This window comes from Microvirga massiliensis, assembly GCF_001006805.1.
GTDB classification, from domain to species: domain Bacteria; phylum Pseudomonadota; class Alphaproteobacteria; order Rhizobiales; family Beijerinckiaceae; genus Microvirga; species Microvirga massiliensis.
Genome location: NZ_LN811360.1, coordinates 126180 through 145816 on the forward strand (window position 1 = coordinate 126180; position 19637 = coordinate 145816).

Below are 19637 nucleotides of genomic sequence, written 5' to 3' on the forward strand. Positions count from 1 at the left end.
AAGCAAGTTCCTTATGCCAGCACCACAGACTCACGTCAAGTAACACCAAGTCGGTGAACGCTCCTGCTTTGCCCTCATTGTGGAGGGAGCGACGCAATTGGCATCGACAGGAGGCCGGCGGCTGAAACCCGCCGCTCTGGCCGCGAAAACTTTTGCGCTCGAAAAAGAGCGCACTGTATCAAAAGGTGAATTGCGGCAGGCCAACGACGACGCCCAGAAGGCCCTCAAGCTGCGCCCGTCCGTGCGCATGGTGCTGTCGAAGCTCGTCGCATGCTGGGGAGAACACGAATGGGATCGACTGCTCGTCTGGCCGTCGAACGAGTGGCTCATGGCCGGAACCGGGCTCTCTGAGCGCGCGGTGCGCAATGCAATTCGGGAGTTGATCGAACTGCAGTTGGTCGTTCCCAAGGACTCGGCGAACGGGAAGCGGTTCGCCGTTCGCGACGCAACCGGCAAGGTCATCGACGCCTACGGGCTCGACCTCACGCCCCTCTACGTCCGGCGTGGAGAGTGGAAGGCCAAACTCGCCGAGCAAAAGGTCCTGATCGGCCTTCGCAAGCAGGTACTCGAGGAGATCACGATCTGCCGTCGCGCCACCGAGGAAGCGCTCACGGCCCTGGCGCTGCATTTCCCAGATGTGGACCGCTCCGAGTTCGAGCACCGCTTCGAGGGTCTCAGGGCCCGCAGCCGGCGCCTGTCCCGGCTCGCCCATCCGAGTGAGCTCCTGGTCGCGTGGCAGGAACTCCGAAGCTTGGTGGAAAAAGCCTTTCTGGAGTCCGGCAATGGGGGCACGAAATGCAGGCACATAGACTCAGAGTCCAAATCTCCTAGTGAGACTTGTGACAAGGGCATCCGGCCGACAGCGCGATCCGAGCCCCATCCTGGGTCCGCAGAGGATCCCTCGGCCGTCGCGGCGATCGTCGAGGCGTGCCCGACCGTCAGGGATTATCATCGACCCGTTCGGGAACTCGGAGACATCATCGCGGCAGGCCGATATCTCAGGGCGTCGCTCGGCGCCCACGAGAGCGCCTGGCAGGAAGCCGTCGCCGCCATTGGGCCCCTCGAGGCAGCCGCCTCCGTACTCTACGTCCTCCAGCTCTATGCGGACGATGTCGAGCGCGGGAGAAACCAGATCCGTAACCCAGGAGGCTATTTTCGGACAATCGTGCGCATGGTCAAAGCGGGTAAGATCGACCTTTGGGCCGAAATCCGGGCCATGCGCAGGCGGCGGATGTGCTGATCCGATGGACTTGCGCGATCAGCGCGTCCGGATCTCGTCAGCGATCGGCCAGGACAACGCAGCTTTCGCCGGACGCATGCAGGCTGTCGCAGAGTTCCGTCGCGGCCGTGCGCGAGGAAACCTGCAGGCGCACACGGTAGAATGCGGCTCGTCCGCGGTTGCCATACGGCGTCTGGACGACGACAGGCTCGCGGTCTCCGACGAGCTCAGCACGGCGGGCGCGCAGTTGCGAGAACGCGGCGAGTGCCTGTTCCTCCGAGAAGCTGCCGGCCAACTGCACGGCCCACTGCCGCGGAGAGACTTCACTCCCGGAGGTCGAGTGGTTCATCTCTCGAGCCGCAGTCGTCATGGCACGAGGGTCTGCAGACCCAGGAGCCGCATCCGGGGTCCTGTCCGTCGGTTCCAAAGCGACGGCCGGCAGGCTGAGGCCAGCCAGAACAGCCGCGAGTAGAGCGAGCCTGGTCATGCTCCTGCTCCATCATCGATCTCGTGCCGTGGTCAATCCGGCGCGGGCGGGTCCATCCCGCTTGGGTCACTCTCGGCGTGGGTGATCAGGCCAGCCGAGGAAGGCACACGCCGAAACTCGTAATCCCGTTCAGTCGAGAAGGAGGTGCCGTAGCGCACCCTCCCGTGGGTGGATGCGATGGCCTCCCGATGTGGAAGCGCCGGACGATTCCGTCAGGGCTGCCGTTCGCGATTGGAGAGGCCTCCTGCTTGCTGACAGGATCATCATGGCAGTCAGGAGCGCCGAGCGGAAATACCAGGTTGGTTCGGGTTCGATACGCGTCGGCTATGAAGCCGGCTCGCATCGGTCCGATAAGCGGTGTCCCTGCGGGCACCACGCGTGCTTGAATCCTGAGGCTGCAAACCGTCCCAACGTCCGCACTCCCAGCCACTGGCCCATTTTCCGGTGCGTCAGCACTCTTCTTCGCCCAAAGATCCCTTGACGCTCAAAGGAAGGCGTCATCTGCTCGGATCCCTTCTGGAGGAGTTAGGAGCCACATGAACAAAGCCGACCTGATCGAGAAAATCCGGGATGATTATGACCTGACCAGGGTGCTGGCCCGCGACATCGTCGAGAACGTCTTCGAGACCCTCGCGACCACCATCCAGAGTGGCGAAGAGGTCTCGATTTCGAACTTCGGCGCCTTCAAGCTGGCCGACAGGGCCGCCCGCAAAGGCCGCAATCCCGCGACAGGCGAAGCCATCAAGATCGCGGCCAGCAGAACCGTCAAGTTCAGGCCGGCTGCGCCCCTGAAGGCCGCACTCAATGTGAAGCGGCGCTCGTCCAAAAAGTCTTCCAAAAAGAGAGCCTGAACGGGTCGGTTGCTTTCCGACACACGCCACAAAGCAGCAGGACGAAGAGTTTCGCCCTGCCGCACGAAACGCCGGGCGAGCCCAGGCGCTTTGCGACCCGCTCCCGAAGCCGCCAATAATCAGGTCATAATTTCGCTTCGGCAGCGCCACGGCCCGTTCCACGCTTGGAACACCCCATCGGTCGGGCGCTCAATTCGGCGACCTCGAACGGCCGGAGCCCTTTACGAGCCTCGAAAAAGGAATGCTGTCGGGGGACACCGATGTCCAAGCCCAGTCGTCACCGCATTGGAAATACGGATCTTGCCCACCTTGTTTCTTATGATATCCACTTACGCTCATTTTCTGCAAAAAGACACAGGGAAACAGTGATTTAATCCCCAAATTTCAACTCGATCATTGATTTAGGATTATTATGAAGCCCGTTCGCACAGCGCTGGGAGTCGTTTTGCTCCTCGGCGGGTTATACGTTGTCGTCGGAGAACACCTTTCGGGGACGAGCGCAGACGCCACCATCAACGCTCGGACCACCGTCTTGAGGGCGCCCGTCGAGGGCCGGGTGGAGTTTGCCGTCCACACCATCGGCTCCCTGGTCCCGGCCGGAGAGATCGTCGCGAGCATCAGCGACGACCGGTTCGACAACGCCCGCCTGATCGATCTCGAACGGGCCCGCGCCTCTCTCGAGACCGATGCCAAGCGGATCGCCGAGCAAATTGGTGCCGTCACCGAAGCCCGGGCGATCCTTCGGGCCCACGCGGAGAACTACCAGGCGGGCCGGATCCAGCAGATCGAATCGCGCGTTGCGGAAGCCCAAGCCGCCAAGGCCTCAGCTGAGGCCCGCGTCCGCGAGGCCGAAAGTGCGTTCAAGCGCACCTCCCAGCTGAACGACCGAGGCCTGCAGACCAATATCACGCTCGACCGGGCGATCGCCGACTACGATGTCGCCAAGCAGGACGTCGAGCGCACCCGCCAGCAGTTCAACTTCCTGACCACCGAGCTCGCGTCCGCGCGCGACGGCGTGTTCATTGGCGACTCCTACAACGACGCTCCCTACTCGATCCAACGTATCCGGGAGTTCGATCTGCGCCTCGCCGAGCTCAAGGCCGAGGCGGATCACGTCGATCTCCGCCTGAAGCAGAGCGCCGAGCAGATCTCCGCCGAGCGCGTGCGCGTCAACAGGCTCACGCGCGCGGACCTGAGCGTCGACAAGCCGTCGATCATTTGGAACTTCCACTCGAGCAACGGTGAGTAAGTCTCCCGCGGCCAAGAGCTGGTCCGCCTGGTCGACTGCACGACCACCATGATCACCGCGAGCGTCAGCGAAACCGTCTATTCCACCCTGAAGGTCGGCATGCCGGCCCAGTTCCGGGTGAATGGCGACAGTCGCACCTTCGAGGCCACGATCACGCGTCTGGCCGGGTCCGGGGCGGCAAGCCTCTACGAGAATCTCACGATCGGTCCCAGCCCGGAGCATCTCAAGCGGTACGACGTGACCCTGGTGGCCCCGGGCGTGCGCAGTGACCCGGGGCTGTCCTGCGCCGTTGGCCGGACCGGCCGCGTGGCGTTCGCGGGTGGTCCGCTCAGCCTTCTTCGCCAAATCACAGCCCGGTTCGGATTCTAAGTGCTTCTCCTCAGCCCGTTTCTCTCGAGCCTCGCCGGTGCCGCGATCGTCATCGGCATCGCCCTGCTGGTGCTCCCGCACGTATCGCGGACCAATGTCTGGGTGCGCAGCCTCCTGCTCGGAATGACCGCGGTTCTCGCCTGGCGCTACATGCTCTGGCGCTTCACCGAGACGATCCCTCCGTTCAGCCTTGCGCCCGACGCCCTCGCGAGCTGGATCTTCGTCACGATCGAAGTCCTCTCGATGGTGTCATCGACCTTGGCCTACTTCTTCCTGACCCGGCACAAGGACCGGACTCCGGAAGTCGACCAGAACCTCACCTGGTGGGACCGGAAAAATCCACCGCGGGTCGATGTCTACATTGCGACCTACAACGAGGAGCGCGAGGTTCTCGAGCGCACGCTCGCCGGCGCCCAGGCCCTGGCCTACCCGGGAACTCGCGTCTTCGTGCTCGACGACGGGCGCCGTGATTGGCTCGCGGAGGTCTGCCAGCATTATGGCGCCGAGCACAGAACCCGGCCCGACAACGCCCACGCCAAGGCCGGCAACATCAACTACACGTTCCAGCAGCGGCTCAAGGATGAGGACCCGCCAGACTTCATCGCCGTTCTGGACGCCGACTTCGTTCCCCACCGGAACTTTGTCAGCCGGGCCCTGGCCCTGTTTCACGCCCCCACGGTCGGGCTGGTCCAAACGCCTCAGCACTTCTTCAATCCCGATCCGGTCCAGCACAACCTGAAGATCGCCGACGCCTACCCGGACGAGCAGCGGTTCTTCTTCGACAACGTCGAGCCGGCCCGTGACGCGTGGGGGATCGCCGTGTGCTGTGGCACCTCGTCGATGGTCCGGGTCGAGGCGCTGAAAGCCATCGGGGGCCTGCCGACCGAGTCCGTGACGGAGGACTTCCTTCTCACGGTCCGCCTGAGCACCCATGGCTGGAAGACGGTCTACCTCAACGAAGCGCTCACCGAGGGTCTCGCCCCCGAAGGCCTCCACGAATACGTCGTGCAACGGGGCCGGTGGTGCCTCGGCATGATGCAGATCGTGCGCAACGTCTACAATCCGCTCGGATCCAACAATCTCCCGCTGATGCAACGCGTGAGCCTCCTGGATTCTGCCCTCTATTGGACGACCACGTTTCCGTTCCGCCTGATCAGTCTGGTGGGCCCGCTTCTGTATTGGTTTTTCGGCATCATCGTCGTGATCGCGACGGTGCCGGACATCACGTCGTATTTTCTGCCGTACTACGTCGCCGTCCTCGTTACCCTGAACTGGATTTCCCACGGGAAAATCATTCCCGTGCTCAACGACGTCTCGCAGCTCCTGGCGGCTTGGCCCATCACCCGGGCCGTGTTCATGGGGCTGTTCACGAAAGGCCCTCACAAGTTCCGTGTGACCGCAAAAGGCGGCGATCGGACTAGGACGGTCGTGCAGTGGCCACTGATGAAGCCCTTTGCAATCCTGTTCGGGCTGACCCTGCTGGGCATGGTTCTGCCGCTCACCACCGACTCCGGTTTCAGCCATATCGGTCAAGCCGGGGACGGGATCCGCGTCGTCCTGTTCTGGACGATCTACAACCTGCTGGTTCTCGCAATCACGATGCTCGCCTGCATCGAGCGCCCGCGCGTCAATCGCCCCCAGAGAGGGGTCGTCGAGAGGGCCCACCTGTCATCGGGACACACGAGGATCACGTGCTGGCTCCTCGAACTCGGTATCGATTAGGCCCGGTTGAGAGGAGCCGACGGACTGAACATCGGACACAATGGCACCCTGACCCTGCAGGACGTCGGCGATGTTTTCGTCCGCATCACCGAGAAGCTTCACGATGGGTATCGTCTCAGCCTGCACCCGACCGAGTCGCAGAAGATCCAGATCCTGCAGAAGATCCACACGGCGGATGCCGTGCCGGGCGCAGCGGGCGGGGATCTCTCCGGCATGGTACGGGGATGGATGCGGGCTCTGTCGTTCAACAAGAGCGCCTGATCCGGAGAACACATCAGCACAACGCCTGAATTCACCAAATCATTTATTTTAGGATTTTCGATATGCGCCTCAATATCAGGACTGTCATCGTTCTCGGAATCGGCGCTCTCATGATGGCACCGGCGCTGATCGCGGGGACGATTTATACGAACGCCGTGCAGCAGCGCGCCGAGGCCGTCAATATGACCCGCCTCAAGACCGTCGGACAGATGGCGTCCGACCTGCTCGGGCGCCGTACGCATCAACTGTGGCGCGATGTGGAGGGGCTGTCCCGGGTGCTGGACCTCGAAGACACCACGGAAATCCGCCGTCACTTGTCCTTCATGAGCCACATCGACCCGCGATTTACCTGGATCGGCGTCGCCAATGTCGAAGGCCAGGTCCTGGCGGCGTCGCAGGCGCTGCTCGAAGGGCAGAGCGTTGCCGAGCGCCCCTGGTTTCGCCGTGGGCTCAATGCGCCGACGGCGGTCGACGTGCACGATGCCAAGCTCCTCGAGAAAGTCCTGCCCGCGCGGCCGCAGCCCCGCCGCTTCGTGGATTTTTCCGCTCCCCTGAAGGATACCATGGGACGGGTCGTCGGGGTCGTCGGCGCTCACTTCGACTGGGATTGGGTTGAAAGCAATCTCGCCGGGCTTCACACCCCCGGGATTGACGTGCTCCTCGTCGCGCGCGACCAGCGCGTCCTGTTCGGGCCCAAGGATCTGCGGAACACCACGTTGTCGGTCGGATCGGCCATCGCCGCGGGCCAAGGGGTCTCGATCCCGTTCACGGAACGCTGGCCGGACGGCAAAGACTACTTCACCGTGACCCTCCCGATCCAGTTCGAGGACATGCCGAGCTTCGGGTGGAGCCTCATCGTGCGCGCCGATGCCGAAAACGCCTTGGCGCCCACAAAGGCGCTGATCCGGTCGTTCTGGACGATGCTGGGTGCGGGCTTCCTGGTCGCGCTTGGACTGCTCTATCTCTTCGCGATCTGGCTGAGCGGCCCCTTGATCCGCATCGTCAAAACGGCTGAGCAACTTGCCGACGGAAAGGCCGATCAACCACCCTACGAAGAAACGCGCTATGCGGAAGCCGCTCGCCTCAGCGCAGCGCTTGTCCGGCTCCAAGCTCTCGCGATGACGGCTCGCCGTTCTGCTGCGGAGGGCAAGGACGGTGGTGAAGACGACGGAGCAGTTTCGCACGTTCGGCTCGTGAAGTAAGCCGCGCCGACCGGAACACGGCTTCTGGACGGGCGGCCTCTTCGAGACATGGCCACCGTCCTGTTCATCACCGATCCGGGAGTCGTCATCGGCTCGAAGGTGCTGGCCGCAAAGGCCGCAATCCCACGACCGGCGAAGCCATCAAGTTCAGGCCGGCGGCGCCTCCGTAAGCTGCGGTCAACGAGACGCTGCGCTCATTCAAGACGAGCCCCTGACCGATCGGGCCCTTGTCCGGCTGACGACAGCTTCATGCTGGTGCTCGAGACCGAGATTCACCTCACCGTGAGCATCGGCGCTCCAAGCTGAGCCCTCGGCCTGTCGGAATGATTACTTGTCGTTCGCGCCCGTGAGCGCATCACAGGCGAAGTTTTTCGACTACGCGCAAATCCCAAATAGTTCCCGATAGAAACCCGAGCCTTACGCCCTGGGCTCGTGATGATGTTCCGCGCGCAAATACACGGTCGGTGGTGAGCCGAGAACGTCGGGTGGAGATCTCCCTGGCATGGTGCGGGGCTGGATGGGGCCTCGTTGGCCGCAAACCCGTAAATTGACAAAGATTTTTCTCAGGAATTTTTCGATATGCGCGTGAGCTTTAAAACGGCCATGGTTCTCGGTGTCACCGCGTTGATGATCGCGCCAGCTCTGATCGCCGGAACCATCTATACGGACTCCGTTCAGCGTCGCGCCGAGTCGGTCAATATCAGCCGTCTCACGACCATCGGGCAGATGGCTTCCAATCTGCTTGGGCACCGGAGCATCAGCTGTGGCGCGACGTGGAATCCATGTCCCGGGCGCTGAACCTGGAGGATCCCGCCGAAATCCGCCGCCATCTGTCGTTTCTGAGCCATGTCGAGCCCCGATACACCTGGATCGGCGTCGCCGATGCCGAAGGCAAGGTTCTCGCCGCATCTCATGGAATGCTTGAGGGCCAAAGCGTTGCCGAGCAGCCCTGGTTCCGCCGCGGCTTGAACGCGGCGACGGCGATCGACATCCACACCTCGACGATCCTCGAGACAATTCTCCCGGCATCATCCGAGGCTCGTCGCTTCATCAACTTTTCGGCTCCCCTGAAGGATCCGGCCGGCAAGCACATCGGTGCCCTCGGAACGCATCTCGATTGGACCTGGGTGAAAAACAACCTTGCTGCGTTCAAGTCGCCCGGCGTCGATGTGCTTCTGGTGGCCCGCGATCAGCGCGTGCTGTTCGGCCCCGATGACCTGCAGGATGAGACGCTCTCCGTCGGGGCGGCGATCGCGGCCGGCCAGTCCGTGTCGATCCCGCTGACGGAGCGCTGGCCGGACGGAAAAGACTACTTCACCGTCACACTCCCGGTGCAGTTCGATGACATGCCCGGCCTCGGCTGGAGCCTCATTGTCCGGGCCGATTCGGCAAACGCCATGGAACCCACGAAGGCGCTGATCCGCTCCTTCTGGACAATGTTGGGCGGTGGCTTCCTGGTTGCCCTCGAGCTCCTCTATGGATTCGCTCTGTGGCTGAGCAAGCCCTTGGCCCGGATCGCCAACACGGCCGAGCAGCTCGCTGATGGACGGTCGGATCAGCCCCCGTATGAGGAAACCCGGTATTGGGAAGCCTCTCGCCTCAGCGCGGCGCTCGTCAGGCTCCAGGCTCAAGCGATGAGCGATCACCAGACCACTCCCGTAACGACGGCGGGCGGTGATGAAACCCAGGTCCCGCGGGTTCGGCTCGTCGAGGCTGCTTGATCGGCCTGCAGATCAAACTCCAGAACCTGCCGCCTGCTGCCCGGCCATAGCCCGTGGCAGCGAGTTCCCCGTCACTCTCCCCGGAGCCCATATCTCCATGACAGCCCAAGCCGTCATTGAGCCCTTTGATCCGTCGGAATTGACCGAGGAGGAGTTTCTCCTCGGTCCCGATCGCGACGATGATCTCGATATAGACGACGTCTTCTCGAAGGAATTCGAGAATATCTATGCCGATCAACTCATGTTCGATCGGTCATCCGTCGCGATCACGCCGAAGTCGCTCTGGACGCCCTCAATCGTCGATGCGGATTACCGCTTCGTCGACGTTGAAGCCGGTGTGCTCCTCATCGGACCGGACGGCAAACCCTGCGGAGGCTATATCGGCTGCGATGTCGCCATCGGCTGGATCCACCGAGGCCGCGGCCTCGGCTCCGAGCTCATTCTCGAATATGCGATGCGGCACGGACGGCTCCCGACCTGGGATCTCGATGAAGCATCGTATTCGACCGATGGCTACCGCGCTCACTGCAATGCGCATGCCATGGCTCGGGATCGGGTTTTCTTCGACCGAAAGCGGCAAGCCCTCAAGGACGCAGCTTCAGGAAAGTAGAATTCGCCGGTATCAATCCCGGTAAGCGGCGATCGTTACGCAGTAACGATTTTTAGTGACCGCCCTTTCCCGGGAAGCATCCGAGAGAACACGAGTCGAGGGACAGCGCCCTGAGGCGTGGCAAGGCCGCAGTGCTTTCCTAGGCTGCTGGCCTATGGCGAGGATCGTATCTCAGGAGCTTCCCGCGAAGCTTCTTGCCCTCGTCCATCCACTTCGCCGCCTTCTTGCGGAGCTTGTTCTTTTTCGCGGTGCTGCGGTGCTTCTCGCTACCCTTGCCCATCGCGCGTCTCGCCTGAGAACGTAAGTCCTGCTTCATTTTGATGAGGCACTCGACCGAGTCAACGCGCTCTAGCCCGTTATTGCCAGTGCCCCGGCATAGACCGGGCTACCAAGACAAGCCTCCGCGCCTATTATCCCTTGTCAGAGAGCTGTTCCATTCGGTCTCTGGTGACCTCGTCTCGACGAACTGCCGGCGGCCAGAAGAAGGGAGTTGGCATGAGGTACTCGGGTCTTGGCGTCGCAGCGATCGCCGCGTTTGTGGCTTTGACATCTCTACCGGCTGACGCTCAGTCGGGACCAGGAGTGGGCATTCGCTCTGCCCATCAGGTCAGAGGTCGAGTCAACCGACCCGTCATCTATTTCGAGAACCGCGCCGGAAACTTCCGCCCGGAATACTTCAGCAGCTCAACGGCCCCGCGGCGTGACTTCGGTCGCCGGGTCGTCGGGCCACGGGTCGTTGGTCCGCGCGTCGTCAATCCAAGAGTCGGCTTTGACCATGATAACCGTCGGCGGTTCGGTCACCGTGGATTTGGCGACCGATACATCGTCCGGAATGTCTACGCCGGACCCTACTATCCGCTGCAGCAGTCGCAGTTCTCCTATGACGTGACGCCGGTTTCCGCGAGCCCGGCGCCGGTCACCGTGACGGCCCAATCGGCACCGCCTGCTCCTCCCCTGACGATCCGGGTCGGGGCCATGTGCATGACCCCGGACAGGACCTGCCGGCTCGAGAGCGCCGGCGCCGTGGGCACGGACTGCTCCTGCCGTGGGTCCGAGGGCACCATCCACCGATAGGCGTGCTCGGTCTTTCGACGAGGATCACTGGACGAGGCGGATCCGCTCCAGTTGGAGCGTGTCGACCGACACCCAGCCGATATCCGGCTGCGGAAGCGGGACGAGGTAAACCCGACCTCCCTCGGCCTGCGTGACCCGGCACGAAATCGCCCGCTGCTCTCCCGGAGGGCGATAGACCACGATGGACCCGAGTTCGGGCGGGCATCCCTCCGGATCGTCCTCGAGGGGCTCCATGGCCGATCGATCCATCTCACCGGACGCAGCCGCCTGGTCTTTGCTGGCCCGAAAGCGGTCAAGCGCCGCGATCGCCACCCGGGCCCGATCTCGGAACCGTTCGCTGACCACCCGCAAAATCGGGCCTTTGGTGCGGCCCGGATACCAGGAAGGGCCGCCAACCTTCGCGAGCTCGGCGGCGACCGCCTCAACCTCTTCGTCTGACACCTTGATCCTCTGGGTTGCGCTGAAAAAGGCGACGGTGAACTCGAATCGTCGTCTTGGTTCGGATGAAGCCCATCAGTCTCGATTATGGAAAATTCGAGTCCGGCCTCAACGGATACTGGCTCGCACAAAAGCCTGTTTTCACCGCAAATCCCAAGGAGCACTCAATGCCAATTCTGACCGATGAAGACTTCAGTGACGTCGATACGCATGAGAAATTGTCTGAAATCCTGTCGACCGGTTTCGGCCTTTCCGGACAGCCCGGCACGCGTGAGCATGCCGAGGATGCCATCGTGGCCCTCAGCCAGGCCAATGACGACATTTTCTGGGACTATGGGTCCTATGTCGCGGATAACGGCCTCGCAGCTACGGCCGCATCGCACGCCAACATCTCGCGTCTTCAGGCTGGTGCCGACTATGCCCAAGAGGTGCTCAAGGTGCTCGCCGCGAACCCCGACCTGATGGCCCGTGTCCGGGCAGAGTTGGACAAGAAGCCGGCACGGCCTCAGATCCCATGATCCTGAGCATTCAAGCGGCAGTCTCGAGCAGGGCACCTTTGCTGACGATCTGCCACTTTGCAGAATAGTGATTGGACAAACGATGGCTCACACCAAGACGACCACGATCGAGATAGCGTCCACTGCTGTTGCCGCTCTTCAGGGCGAGAATCTCGAACGTCCCGGGACTTTCGAACAATTCGAAAAGAGATTCGGAACTGTTGATGTCCCGGATGCAGATGGTCTGATCCTGTGGGACAAACTTCCCGAAGGCGTCAATTCAGCTCTCGTCTGGACGGTTGTCGATGGTGATGATGGTCGAACCTACCTTGAACCGGGCTTCCACCGGGTGAACAGGGTCGGCAACGCGATTGCCGAGCACCCGCGAGCCGACGCTCCCGCCAGCTATCGGACTTACAGCTACTGAGCTTTCACCGTGACGCTCGGATCTTCGACCACCAGCGATCACGCGTGATCCGTTCATCGTTCCCTTTCAGCAGGCCGTCAGCAGTCCTCAGACGCGCTGCATCTTCAGCGTCGTCGAGACGGCATTCAGCTGACTCGCGAAACGCTGCTTCACCTGGTCCAGAGTTGATTTCAGGTCGTCAATGCCCTGCGTGAAGACGGCCTCCTGGGCATGCAACTCCCTCTTCACGAGAGCAATCAGGTCATCCTTGTCTTCGGCCGACCCAATCGTGCCGTCCTGGAGCGCCAGCACCCGTCCATCGCTGAGCACGAAGAAACTCGTTGTGTCCTCCTCCCGATAGAGGCGGAACACCGATCCTTCCGGAGGCAGTTCGGCCCCGTGCTGCAGGGCCATGCTCCTCAGGATGTCCTGGCGTTCGGCCTTGACTACCGGGCGAGGCTCGACCACCTCGAGGCCCGTCAGCTCGCCGAGGCTGCTCCGGAGCGCCGCCAAGGCTTCCCTTTGGCCTCTCTCCACACGGGCCATGACCTGCTGGAGCCGCCTCAGGGTCCGCTCGGCCTGCTTGCGGGTCTCGTCGAGCGAGAGACCCAGTTGCTCCAGATGAAGGCCGATCAGCTTCGTGTCCTGGATGACGGGCATCTCATCATCCGAGGCCTCATGGTCCTGCTGTGCCGAGGGCCCCTCTTTCTGCGAGGCGCATTGGCGGGCCTGCTCGGCGAGCGCCAAGCGGTCTTCCACCATCTGCTGAAAAAGGCTTTTTTCTCGCTCGAAAATGAGCTCTTGAGCCCGGCGTGTCGGTTCGACGATCATCGAATTGGGTATCCCTGGATTCGGGTCTTCAAACCGAAAATGGGAGAAATGTCACCCGCCAAATGGTGGTAGTCTCCGGTCGCCTGGACCGGCAAGGTTTGGAGCGGCGAAATACGATGCAGGAAAATCCCCTTCGTCCGCGATATCGCCTGAAACGCAACCGGATCGATCCGGATCTCGAGCGCTATGGCCTCCGCACGATTCAATCCCGGTCCGGATCGGCGCCGCCGGGACGGCTCTTGCTGGCTCTGTGGAACCTGCCCTACATGGTTCTCAGCACTGTTTGGGCGAAGCTCCGATGAGAGCCACCGCGGTCCGGAGAACTCCAGGGATGCTGACCAGGGCAGCCGCTCTTGCTGTTCTGGGCTCTCTCGCCTGCTTGGGAGCGGCCTCTGATGCTTCCGCTCAGACCGGCGGCGAGTGCCCCCAGTTCTTCGCACAGGGGCAAGCGCCGACCCTCGCGAACGAGCGTCTGGCCGCAAAAACCCGCGTGCTCTGCTACTCGTTCTTCGCCGTCCTGCACTCCGGGGTCACCCGCACGCCGCTCTGGACCGCTGAACACCTGACCCGCGAGGATCTGCGGCGAGCCGCCTGCATCGACCGAGTGAACAAGTTCCATGCCGAGACCGGGCTGCCCAAGGACGAGCGGGCTGAATTGTCCGACTACGTCCGCAGCGGCTTTGATCGCGGCCACCTCGCGCCGGCCGCCGACATGCCGACCGAGGACGCTCAGGACGAGTCCTTCTCGCTCGCCAACATGGTTCCCCAGGATCCGACGCTCAACCGCCGGTTCTGGCAGCAGGTCGAGACCACCGTGTCCGGGCTGACGATGCGCTACGGCGAGACCTATGTCGTCACCGGTGTCGCCTTCCGGGGCCAGAACCTCCAATCCCTGAAGGGAAGGGTGCTCGTCCCGACCCAAATCTTCAAGGCCGTCTATGTCCCAAGCCTGGAGCAGGCCGGAGCCTATGTGGTCGACAACGTCAACACGAAAGATTGGAAACTCCTGTCGATCGACGAGCTGACCGCGCTCACCGGGATCGATGCCTTTCCGGGGCTGAGCCCCGCCGTCCGGGCCGGGGCGATGCGCCTTCCCGAGCCGAGCAATCGCGGCCGGCCCCGCTGCCGGGACATCCCGGTTCCCGACGAAAGGTCCACCACACAATGAAATCCCTCACACCCTTCGCCAACGACACGGAATCCCAGAACATCGGAGGGCTCACCTTCGAGAACGGCTCCGACAAAATCGTGGTCTCGGGCGATCTCGAAATCACCAAGGATCAGGCTGGCCTGAAGCGCGCGAAGGCGCTCCAGACGCTCGTGAACAAAATCGTCAAAGCGCTCCAGGCCGAGAAGGATCTCCCGGAGGAGATCGAAGAGACGACGGAACCGACCCAAGAGGTCCCCAATCCTTTCGAGACAGGATCCTGAGGCCCTCGTCCGAGGCGGTATGTCGGCTCCCGCAGAGGGCAAACGCGATCGTTAGAAAATAATAGCTGAGTCGGGCTTTCCCGAGGGCAACGGCTACTGTCCGAAACAAAATCCCGAAAGGAAGTCGCGCTCCTCACAAAGCGAGGGAGCGCGATGAAATCTCCGATGCCCATCACCCGCTGCACCATCACTGGCCTCGACGACGTCGCGCTGATCCCGCAGGTCAACGAATTATTCCGGCAATTTCCGTTCCTGGAAATTGGTGTGCTTTTCTCCGAAACGCGCGCCGGGCAGGAAAATCGGTTCCCGAGCCCTGAGAACCTCATGACCATGGTCCAGCGACTCGAGGGCCCGGTGGCCCTCCACGTCTGCGGCCGCGCCGTCCGGGACGTCATTTTCGGTAATTCGCACGCCAGCGCAATTTCGTTCGTTCGGCACGAGAACGTCGGCCGGGTCCAGCTCAACCTCAACGCCCGTGCCAAATGGCTGCCGGCACCCGAGGTCATCGACACCGCAATCCGCGGGTTTCGCAAGCCAGTTATCATTCAGGAAAATTCCGCCAACCGTGACCTCAACCGCCATCTGACGGCGCCCAACCACCAGGTGCTGTTCGACTCCTCCGGGGGCTCGGTATCGCTGCGGAAAGCTGGCCCAAGCCCATTCCGGGGAAGGCCTGCGGTTTCGCCGGCGGCTTAGAGTCTGACTCAAAACTCACCGCCTCTCTGGGCGGTTGGGATTCCAGCGACGTGAGAGGGCTTGGATCGGGCGACTTCGAGCCGGCTCCGCTCTATCAGGTCGGGATTGGATGCCTCCATGCGCCGTTTTCAGTCAGACACTTAGGCCCGCAGACGATCGCCGAGCAGGTTCCTCTCATCGAGGCCGCGGCGGGCGACGATTGCGCTTGGATTGATATGGAAGGGCGCGTTCGCACCGAGGACGATCGGCTCGACCTCGAAAAGGTCAAAATCGTGCTCAAAGCGGTCGCCAACCATATCGCGAGGGCTCCGATGCGTGACACCAGATCAATTCTCCCGGACTGCGGCAGACCACGGACGGCCGCATGAGACCCGAGGCGAGATCGGTTCCGATCTGACCCTCCATCCGCCCCGAATTGCGGGGAAAACCGACCGATCCCATTGCCAAGCTGGCGGGTCTCGCACGAAATCAGGCCCTGGGGCGATTCGGGCGCAGGCCTGAGCACGTCCCGTGGCGAAGATGTCGATCGGGACGGCGGCGTGAACTCGAGAAAGACCAAGTCGTTTCCGATGACTCCTGAGAACTTCGCCCGCCTGCGCCGAGCCGTGGGCTTGCTCGCCGACGAGCCGGGACTGCGCCTGCTCAGAGTCGAGGCGCATCAAGGCAAGATCTGCTTCAGGCTCGTGCTGACGGAAGTCTTCGGGACGAAGATCCATCCGAAGGATCCTGCAGTCGTGGTCGGCATGTCATCCGATCCCGCGACAGCAATGGAAATCGCGCTCGCCAAGGGCAAGACCCTGATCCGCGCCATCAATCAACCTGTCGATCACGCGATCTTCCGCACGGTTTGACCGTGCAACCACCAGCGATGAAGAAGGCGCTTGTCACCGCCTGCCTGCTCGTCCTCATGTCGGCCCATGCCCAGGCCGGCCGCGGGGCCGAGCAAATCCTGCAGGAATTGAGGGTCGACGCCCTGCGTGGCTACACGACCTGCAGCGTGATCGCCACGACCATCGGCCGCAAGAGCGATACCCTGAGCGTGAAAGCCTTCGCGAAGGAGGTCCAGAAGCTCTCAGGCTGCATCTCCGGGATGGTCACCAAAGTCAAAAGCGGTGTCCTGCGGCTCCGGTCACACGTTGCCGGTCAGCCTCACGCCGAGGCCCTGCTGGACGATTTCACCGCAAGCTTCCTGGCACTCTCGACAGCGATCCAGGCCCACCCGGGGTTCTCCGACGCGCCCGGCACGCAGGTTATCGTGGCCAAGCTCGACAGGTTCAGGACGGATCTCAGCCCGTAATTGCCGAACACGGAATTCGGCTTTGAGGGACCGGCATTGAATTTCATCGCCTCGCGACGAAATTCCGCCTATTTTTGATCCCGGTCAATGCCTCGCGAAAATTCGAGGTCCATTCGGCATGGTGAGGCGACGTGATCGCCACCATCGCATTTTAGCTCATGTCCCGTAAAAGCGTTCACCCGACAGGGCGCGAAAGCCCCTTCAGTTCCGACGAGATCATCGTCTCGAAGACCGACCCCAAGGGCCGGATTACCTACGCGAATGATGTGTTCGTCCGGGTCTCCGGCTATTCCGTCCCGGAGCTCCTCGGCCAGCCGCATAGCATCATTCGCCACCCCGACATGCCGCGCTGCGTCTTCAAGCTGCTGTGGGACACCATTCAGGCCGGCGAGGAGATTTTCGCCTATGTCCTCAACATGGCGCGAAACGGTGACCACTACTGGGTGTTCGCCCATGTTTCGGCCACCCGTGACGCCAGCGGCACGATCGTCGGCTACCACTCCAATCGGCGCAAACCCAGCGACGCCCAGATCGCTGCCATCACGCCGATCTATCGGGATCTCCTCAGGGAAGAGCACCGTCCCGCTAACCGCAAGGACGGAATGACGAACGCAGGCGCCATGCTCGCCTCCCTGCTGCGCCAGAAGGGCACGTCCTATGACGAATTTGTCTTCTCTCTGTAAGGGCAGCGCCCTGGCGTGTGGCGCCCTCGTGGCGATCGTGCTTGACGGCATCGCTCTTGGCTTTGGTCTCTATGGGGGTGTCACGAGCCTTCCAGTTCACCTCGTGGCCGCGGCCTGCTTGGCCGGATCCGGCTATTTTTTTCCTGCGCGCCAAGAGAGCGCTGGCGGTGGTCGCCCACGTATGTCACGCAAGCGCCTGCGGCGACCTCGAGAGCCGGGTGATCGGCACCCGAGAGCCGGGCCTCATCGGCGAGCTCGAACGCAACGTCAATCACTTGCTCGACATCACCGATGCCTTCGTGCGCGAGGCCAGCGGATCCATGGAGGCCGTCTCGCAGGGCCGCTACTATCGCAAGGTCCTCCCGCACGGATTGCCGGGCGCCTTCGCCCATGCCGCCGCCAACCTCAATCGCGCAACGGACGTCATGGAGGCGCGGGTTCGCGCCTTTGCGGAGTTCGCCCAGAACAACGTCAGCACCGTCATGGACGGTGTTGCCCATGCCGCCATCCAGATGCGGGCGAGCGCCGAGGCAATGACCGCGACGGCCTCCGAGAGCAACGCCCTCGCGACCTCCGTCGCGGCCGCGGCCGAACAGGCCACGACGAGCGTCCATGCCGTCGCGGAAGCCGCCGAGGCACTGGCGCAGTCTCTCGCCGAAGTGGGATCCCGGGTCGCTCATTCGTCTCAAATTACGCGAACCGCGACCGAGCGGGCAGAGCTGGCCAACACCACGGTCGCCAGCCTGTCCGAGGCCGCCACCCGGATCGGGAAGGTTGTCCGGATCATCGAGGCGATCGCGAAGCAAACCAATCTTCTCGCCCTGAACGCCACCATCGAGGCCGCCCGCGCGGGTGAAGCCGGCAAGGGTTTTGGGGTGGTCGCGACCGAGGTCAAAACGCTCGCCAGCCAGACCGCGAAGGCCACTGAGGAGATCGCTTCCCAGGTTGCCGCGATCCAGGCCGCCACCCAAGGGGCCGTCGATGCCATTCGGGGTGTCGGGGGCATCATCGAGGAGATCAATCTGATCTCCTCCTCGATCGCCACTTCGGTCGAGGAACAGACCACGACCTCGCAGGAGATCGCGCGCAATGTTGCCGAGGCCGCGATCGGCACCGGCGAGGTCACGCGCAGCGTCGTTGGGGTCAGTCAGGCCGCGACCGCCACCGGAGACGCCGCATCCCAGGTGCTTGATGCTGCCGGAAATCTCACCATGCAGGCCGACCAGCTCAGGAACGAGATCGACCAGTTCCTGAACCTGCGCCAAGCGGCCTGACCCAGGGCCTCGCGAGAGCCACGCTACGGCGTCGTTTTGTCCTCAAGACCAGAGGTTTACCCGGATGAGCAGAACTCCAAAGGAAATCCCATGGACATTTTGACAACCTTTTTGCGCGTGCTCGGCATCGTGCTCGAGCATGGAACCTGGCTGTTGGTGGCCTTTGCCGTTCTGGCCACGGCGGTCTTCGTTACTGCCGGCGCCGGCATCTTTTTCGCGGGCCGGGCCACGCTGCGCCTGATCTCATGCCGTCGCGGATCTTGACCCGGCGTTGAGCCTGCCTGACGTCGGACCCAGCACGGCAGCCCCCTGCGCGTAGAGATATTCAGGTGAACAAACTCGTTCGGACCGCCCTCGGCATCGGTCTCTTGTGGCAGATGGGCACGCCCAGCGCTGCTGCGGACCTCGGGACTTGGAGAGAGCTCACGGCCGACGAGGAGGCTGTCCGGATCGCCGGCATTCCTCCGGCATCGATCGATCCCTCGGTGATCGAGGGCGACTTCAACGGCGACGGCATTCTCGATCGCGCCATGATCGCCATCCGCACGACGGATCAGGTTCGCGGATTGATTGCCGTCATTGATAGCCACATCCATGTCATCGCCGGCGACCCCGGGGCGGTTGGCGATCGAGACGGCCTTGGCATTGCCCCGCCTGGACGATGGGATCCCGTCTGCGGCAATGCTCTTCGCGAATTTCACGAGTGCGATGGCCGCCAACCAACAACCATCGATCTAACAACCTCCGGCATCCTGCTCATTGGCGAGGGTGAGACCGTTCTCTACTTCTGGGACAAGAAAATCCCAGGCTTTCGAAATGCCGTAATGATCGACTGAGGTGCGATTGCTTCAGGTGATGGATCTTCCCCAATCCCTGATACAAATGCCGAACCTCTCACCGTCGCCCTCAACCCGGAACCGGCCAGCATGACTCTCCGCAAAGCAGCCCTCGTCACGGTTCTGACCCTCAGCGCATCGCAGGCCTTCGCCGCGGGCGAATGCTTCCTGGAAGTCGATGGCCGGGTTTTCATGAATGGCGTGTGCTCGATCGCGGTGCGCCCCGGGGGCAGCTTCGAGATGCGGGACAGCCTCAAGCCCATGCGCCACGTCGCTGTCGTGAAGATCGACCCTGCCGATGGGACGGCCCGCGCAACCTGGAACGAGCAGCCCCGCGCGAGCCGCGCCCGCAGCGACCTGGGCTCGGTCGTCCGGCAAGGCGGATGCTGGGTGAACGCAAGAGCCCGGGTCTGCGCCTGGCAGCCCGGAACCCGACCGCGGGACTTCCAGTGACCTGCCGCCGCTAGAGAGGCCCCTAAACAC

At 62.7% G+C, this 19637-nt stretch carries 29 protein-coding genes; 23 read left to right on the top strand and 6 right to left on the bottom strand.

Annotated features, from left to right (window positions below; translation table 11 throughout):
- The first annotated feature begins 97 nt into the window (after positions 1–97).
- Complete coding sequence (gene repC, locus BN1233_RS28540; RefSeq protein ID WP_046867045.1) at positions 98–1240, top strand: plasmid replication protein RepC; 1143 nt, start codon at positions 98–100, stop codon at positions 1238–1240.
- A 37-nt stretch (positions 1241–1277) separates the two neighbouring features.
- On the opposite strand, the gene BN1233_RS28545 is transcribed toward repC, so the two are convergent.
- Positions 1278–1706, bottom strand: a complete 429-nt coding sequence (locus tag BN1233_RS28545) for an SPOR domain-containing protein (protein WP_046867046.1) — start codon at positions 1704–1706, stop codon at positions 1278–1280.
- Between the two features lie 536 nt (positions 1707–2242).
- Here BN1233_RS28545 and BN1233_RS28550 point away from each other — a divergent pair.
- From BN1233_RS28550 to BN1233_RS28590, 9 genes are all read left to right on the top strand, one after another.
- On the top strand, positions 2243–2557 hold the full coding sequence (locus BN1233_RS28550) for an HU family DNA-binding protein (RefSeq protein WP_046867047.1): 315 nt from the start codon (positions 2243–2245) through the stop codon (positions 2555–2557).
- A 412-nt stretch (positions 2558–2969) separates the two neighbouring features.
- A complete protein-coding gene (locus BN1233_RS28555; RefSeq protein ID WP_046867048.1) occupies positions 2970–3806 on the top strand; it encodes an HlyD family secretion protein in 837 nt (278 codons plus the stop codon).
- Positions 3807–3854: 48 nt separating this feature from the next.
- The gene (locus BN1233_RS46145; RefSeq protein ID WP_046867049.1) at positions 3855–4175 is read left to right on the top strand and encodes an HlyD family secretion protein; all 321 of its coding nucleotides are present in this window, start codon (positions 3855–3857) and stop codon (positions 4173–4175) included.
- A complete protein-coding gene (locus BN1233_RS28565; protein WP_244471030.1) occupies positions 4176–5897 on the top strand; it encodes a glycosyltransferase in 1722 nt (573 codons plus the stop codon).
- 6 nt (positions 5898–5903) lie between these two features.
- Entirely contained in the window at positions 5904–6158 is a 255-nt protein-coding gene (locus tag BN1233_RS49965) for a hypothetical protein (RefSeq protein WP_244471031.1), read from the top strand.
- Positions 6159–6220: 62 nt separating this feature from the next.
- Positions 6221–7360 (top strand): cache domain-containing protein, encoded by a 1140-nt coding sequence (locus BN1233_RS28570; RefSeq protein WP_046867050.1) that lies wholly within the window; start codon positions 6221–6223, stop codon positions 7358–7360.
- A gap of 585 nt (positions 7361–7945) precedes the next feature.
- On the top strand, positions 7946–8158 hold the full coding sequence (locus BN1233_RS28580) for a hypothetical protein (protein ID WP_147707613.1): 213 nt from the start codon (positions 7946–7948) through the stop codon (positions 8156–8158).
- Positions 8143–9081, top strand: a complete 939-nt coding sequence (locus BN1233_RS28585; protein WP_046867053.1) for a cache domain-containing protein — start codon at positions 8143–8145, stop codon at positions 9079–9081. Before BN1233_RS28580 ends, BN1233_RS28585 begins: the two co-directional genes overlap by 16 nt.
- A 97-nt stretch (positions 9082–9178) precedes the next feature.
- Positions 9179–9691, top strand: a complete 513-nt coding sequence (locus tag BN1233_RS28590) for a hypothetical protein (RefSeq protein WP_046867054.1) — start codon at positions 9179–9181, stop codon at positions 9689–9691.
- Positions 9692–9830: 139 nt separating this feature from the next.
- Here the strand turns inward: BN1233_RS28590 and BN1233_RS48585 are convergent, their stop codons facing one another.
- From BN1233_RS48585 to BN1233_RS28600, 3 genes are all read right to left on the bottom strand, one after another.
- Positions 9831–9971: a hypothetical protein gene (locus BN1233_RS48585; RefSeq protein ID WP_156312736.1), complete on the bottom strand. Its 141-nt coding sequence runs from the start codon at positions 9969–9971 to the stop codon at positions 9831–9833.
- A 598-nt stretch (positions 9972–10569) separates the two neighbouring features.
- Positions 10570–10722: a hypothetical protein gene (locus tag BN1233_RS47370; protein ID WP_154678303.1), complete on the bottom strand. Its 153-nt coding sequence runs from the start codon at positions 10720–10722 to the stop codon at positions 10570–10572.
- A 67-nt stretch (positions 10723–10789) separates the two neighbouring features.
- Positions 10790–11206, bottom strand: a complete 417-nt coding sequence (locus tag BN1233_RS28600) for a hypothetical protein (RefSeq protein WP_046867056.1) — start codon at positions 11204–11206, stop codon at positions 10790–10792.
- A gap of 164 nt (positions 11207–11370) precedes the next feature.
- Between BN1233_RS28600 and BN1233_RS28605 the strand changes: the two genes are divergently transcribed.
- Together BN1233_RS28605 and BN1233_RS28610 are read left to right on the top strand one after the other, a co-directional pair.
- Positions 11371–11721, top strand: a complete 351-nt coding sequence (locus tag BN1233_RS28605; protein WP_147707614.1) for a hypothetical protein — start codon at positions 11371–11373, stop codon at positions 11719–11721.
- Between the two features lie 82 nt (positions 11722–11803).
- Positions 11804–12127, top strand: coding sequence for a hypothetical protein (locus BN1233_RS28610; RefSeq protein WP_046867058.1), 324 nt, complete (start codon positions 11804–11806; stop codon positions 12125–12127).
- Positions 12128–12214: 87 nt separating this feature from the next.
- Here the strand turns inward: BN1233_RS28610 and BN1233_RS28615 are convergent, their stop codons facing one another.
- Positions 12215–12937: a hypothetical protein gene (locus BN1233_RS28615; RefSeq protein WP_046867059.1), complete on the bottom strand. Its 723-nt coding sequence runs from the start codon at positions 12935–12937 to the stop codon at positions 12215–12217.
- A 116-nt stretch (positions 12938–13053) separates the two neighbouring features.
- Between BN1233_RS28615 and BN1233_RS28620 the strand changes: the two genes are divergently transcribed.
- From BN1233_RS28620 to BN1233_RS28635, 4 genes are all read left to right on the top strand, one after another.
- The gene (locus BN1233_RS28620; protein ID WP_048710068.1) at positions 13054–13239 is read left to right on the top strand and encodes a hypothetical protein; all 186 of its coding nucleotides are present in this window, start codon (positions 13054–13056) and stop codon (positions 13237–13239) included.
- Between the two features lie 29 nt (positions 13240–13268).
- Positions 13269–14105 (top strand): DNA/RNA non-specific endonuclease, encoded by an 837-nt coding sequence (locus tag BN1233_RS28625; protein WP_046867061.1) that lies wholly within the window; start codon positions 13269–13271, stop codon positions 14103–14105.
- Positions 14102–14368 carry a hypothetical protein gene (locus tag BN1233_RS28630; protein WP_046867062.1) on the top strand — a complete coding sequence of 89 codons (267 nt, stop codon included), beginning with the start codon at positions 14102–14104 and terminating at the stop codon, positions 14366–14368. The genes BN1233_RS28625 and BN1233_RS28630 overlap by 4 nt, the downstream gene beginning before the upstream one ends.
- Positions 14369–14521: 153 nt before the next feature.
- A complete protein-coding gene (locus BN1233_RS28635) occupies positions 14522–15064 on the top strand; it encodes a hypothetical protein (RefSeq protein ID WP_046867063.1) in 543 nt (180 codons plus the stop codon).
- Positions 15065–15204: 140 nt separating this feature from the next.
- Here BN1233_RS28635 and BN1233_RS47375 read toward each other — a convergent pair whose 3' ends face one another.
- On the bottom strand, positions 15205–15360 hold the full coding sequence (locus BN1233_RS47375) for a hypothetical protein (RefSeq protein ID WP_154678304.1): 156 nt from the start codon (positions 15358–15360) through the stop codon (positions 15205–15207).
- A 243-nt stretch (positions 15361–15603) separates the two neighbouring features.
- Between BN1233_RS47375 and BN1233_RS28640 the strand changes: the two genes are divergently transcribed.
- The 7 genes from BN1233_RS28640 (at position 15604) to BN1233_RS28665 (ending at position 19607) form a co-directional block, all read left to right on the top strand.
- A complete protein-coding gene (locus BN1233_RS28640; protein ID WP_147707615.1) occupies positions 15604–15915 on the top strand; it encodes a hypothetical protein in 312 nt (103 codons plus the stop codon).
- Positions 15916–15932: 17 nt separating this feature from the next.
- Complete coding sequence (locus BN1233_RS28645) at positions 15933–16361, top strand: hypothetical protein (RefSeq protein WP_046867065.1); 429 nt, start codon at positions 15933–15935, stop codon at positions 16359–16361.
- A 158-nt stretch (positions 16362–16519) separates the two neighbouring features.
- Entirely contained in the window at positions 16520–17044 is a 525-nt protein-coding gene (locus BN1233_RS28650) for a PAS domain-containing protein (RefSeq protein WP_046867066.1), read from the top strand.
- Between the two features lie 218 nt (positions 17045–17262).
- Complete coding sequence (locus BN1233_RS28655; protein ID WP_048710071.1) at positions 17263–18318, top strand: methyl-accepting chemotaxis protein; 1056 nt, start codon at positions 17263–17265, stop codon at positions 18316–18318.
- A 90-nt stretch (positions 18319–18408) separates the two neighbouring features.
- Positions 18409–18582 carry a hypothetical protein gene (locus tag BN1233_RS47380; RefSeq protein WP_154678305.1) on the top strand — a complete coding sequence of 58 codons (174 nt, stop codon included), beginning with the start codon at positions 18409–18411 and terminating at the stop codon, positions 18580–18582.
- Between the two features lie 65 nt (positions 18583–18647).
- Positions 18648–19154 carry a hypothetical protein gene (locus BN1233_RS28660; protein ID WP_046867067.1) on the top strand — a complete coding sequence of 169 codons (507 nt, stop codon included), beginning with the start codon at positions 18648–18650 and terminating at the stop codon, positions 19152–19154.
- Positions 19155–19244: 90 nt separating this feature from the next.
- On the top strand, positions 19245–19607 hold the full coding sequence (locus BN1233_RS28665; protein WP_046867068.1) for a hypothetical protein: 363 nt from the start codon (positions 19245–19247) through the stop codon (positions 19605–19607).
- Positions 19608–19637 lie beyond the last annotated feature (30 nt).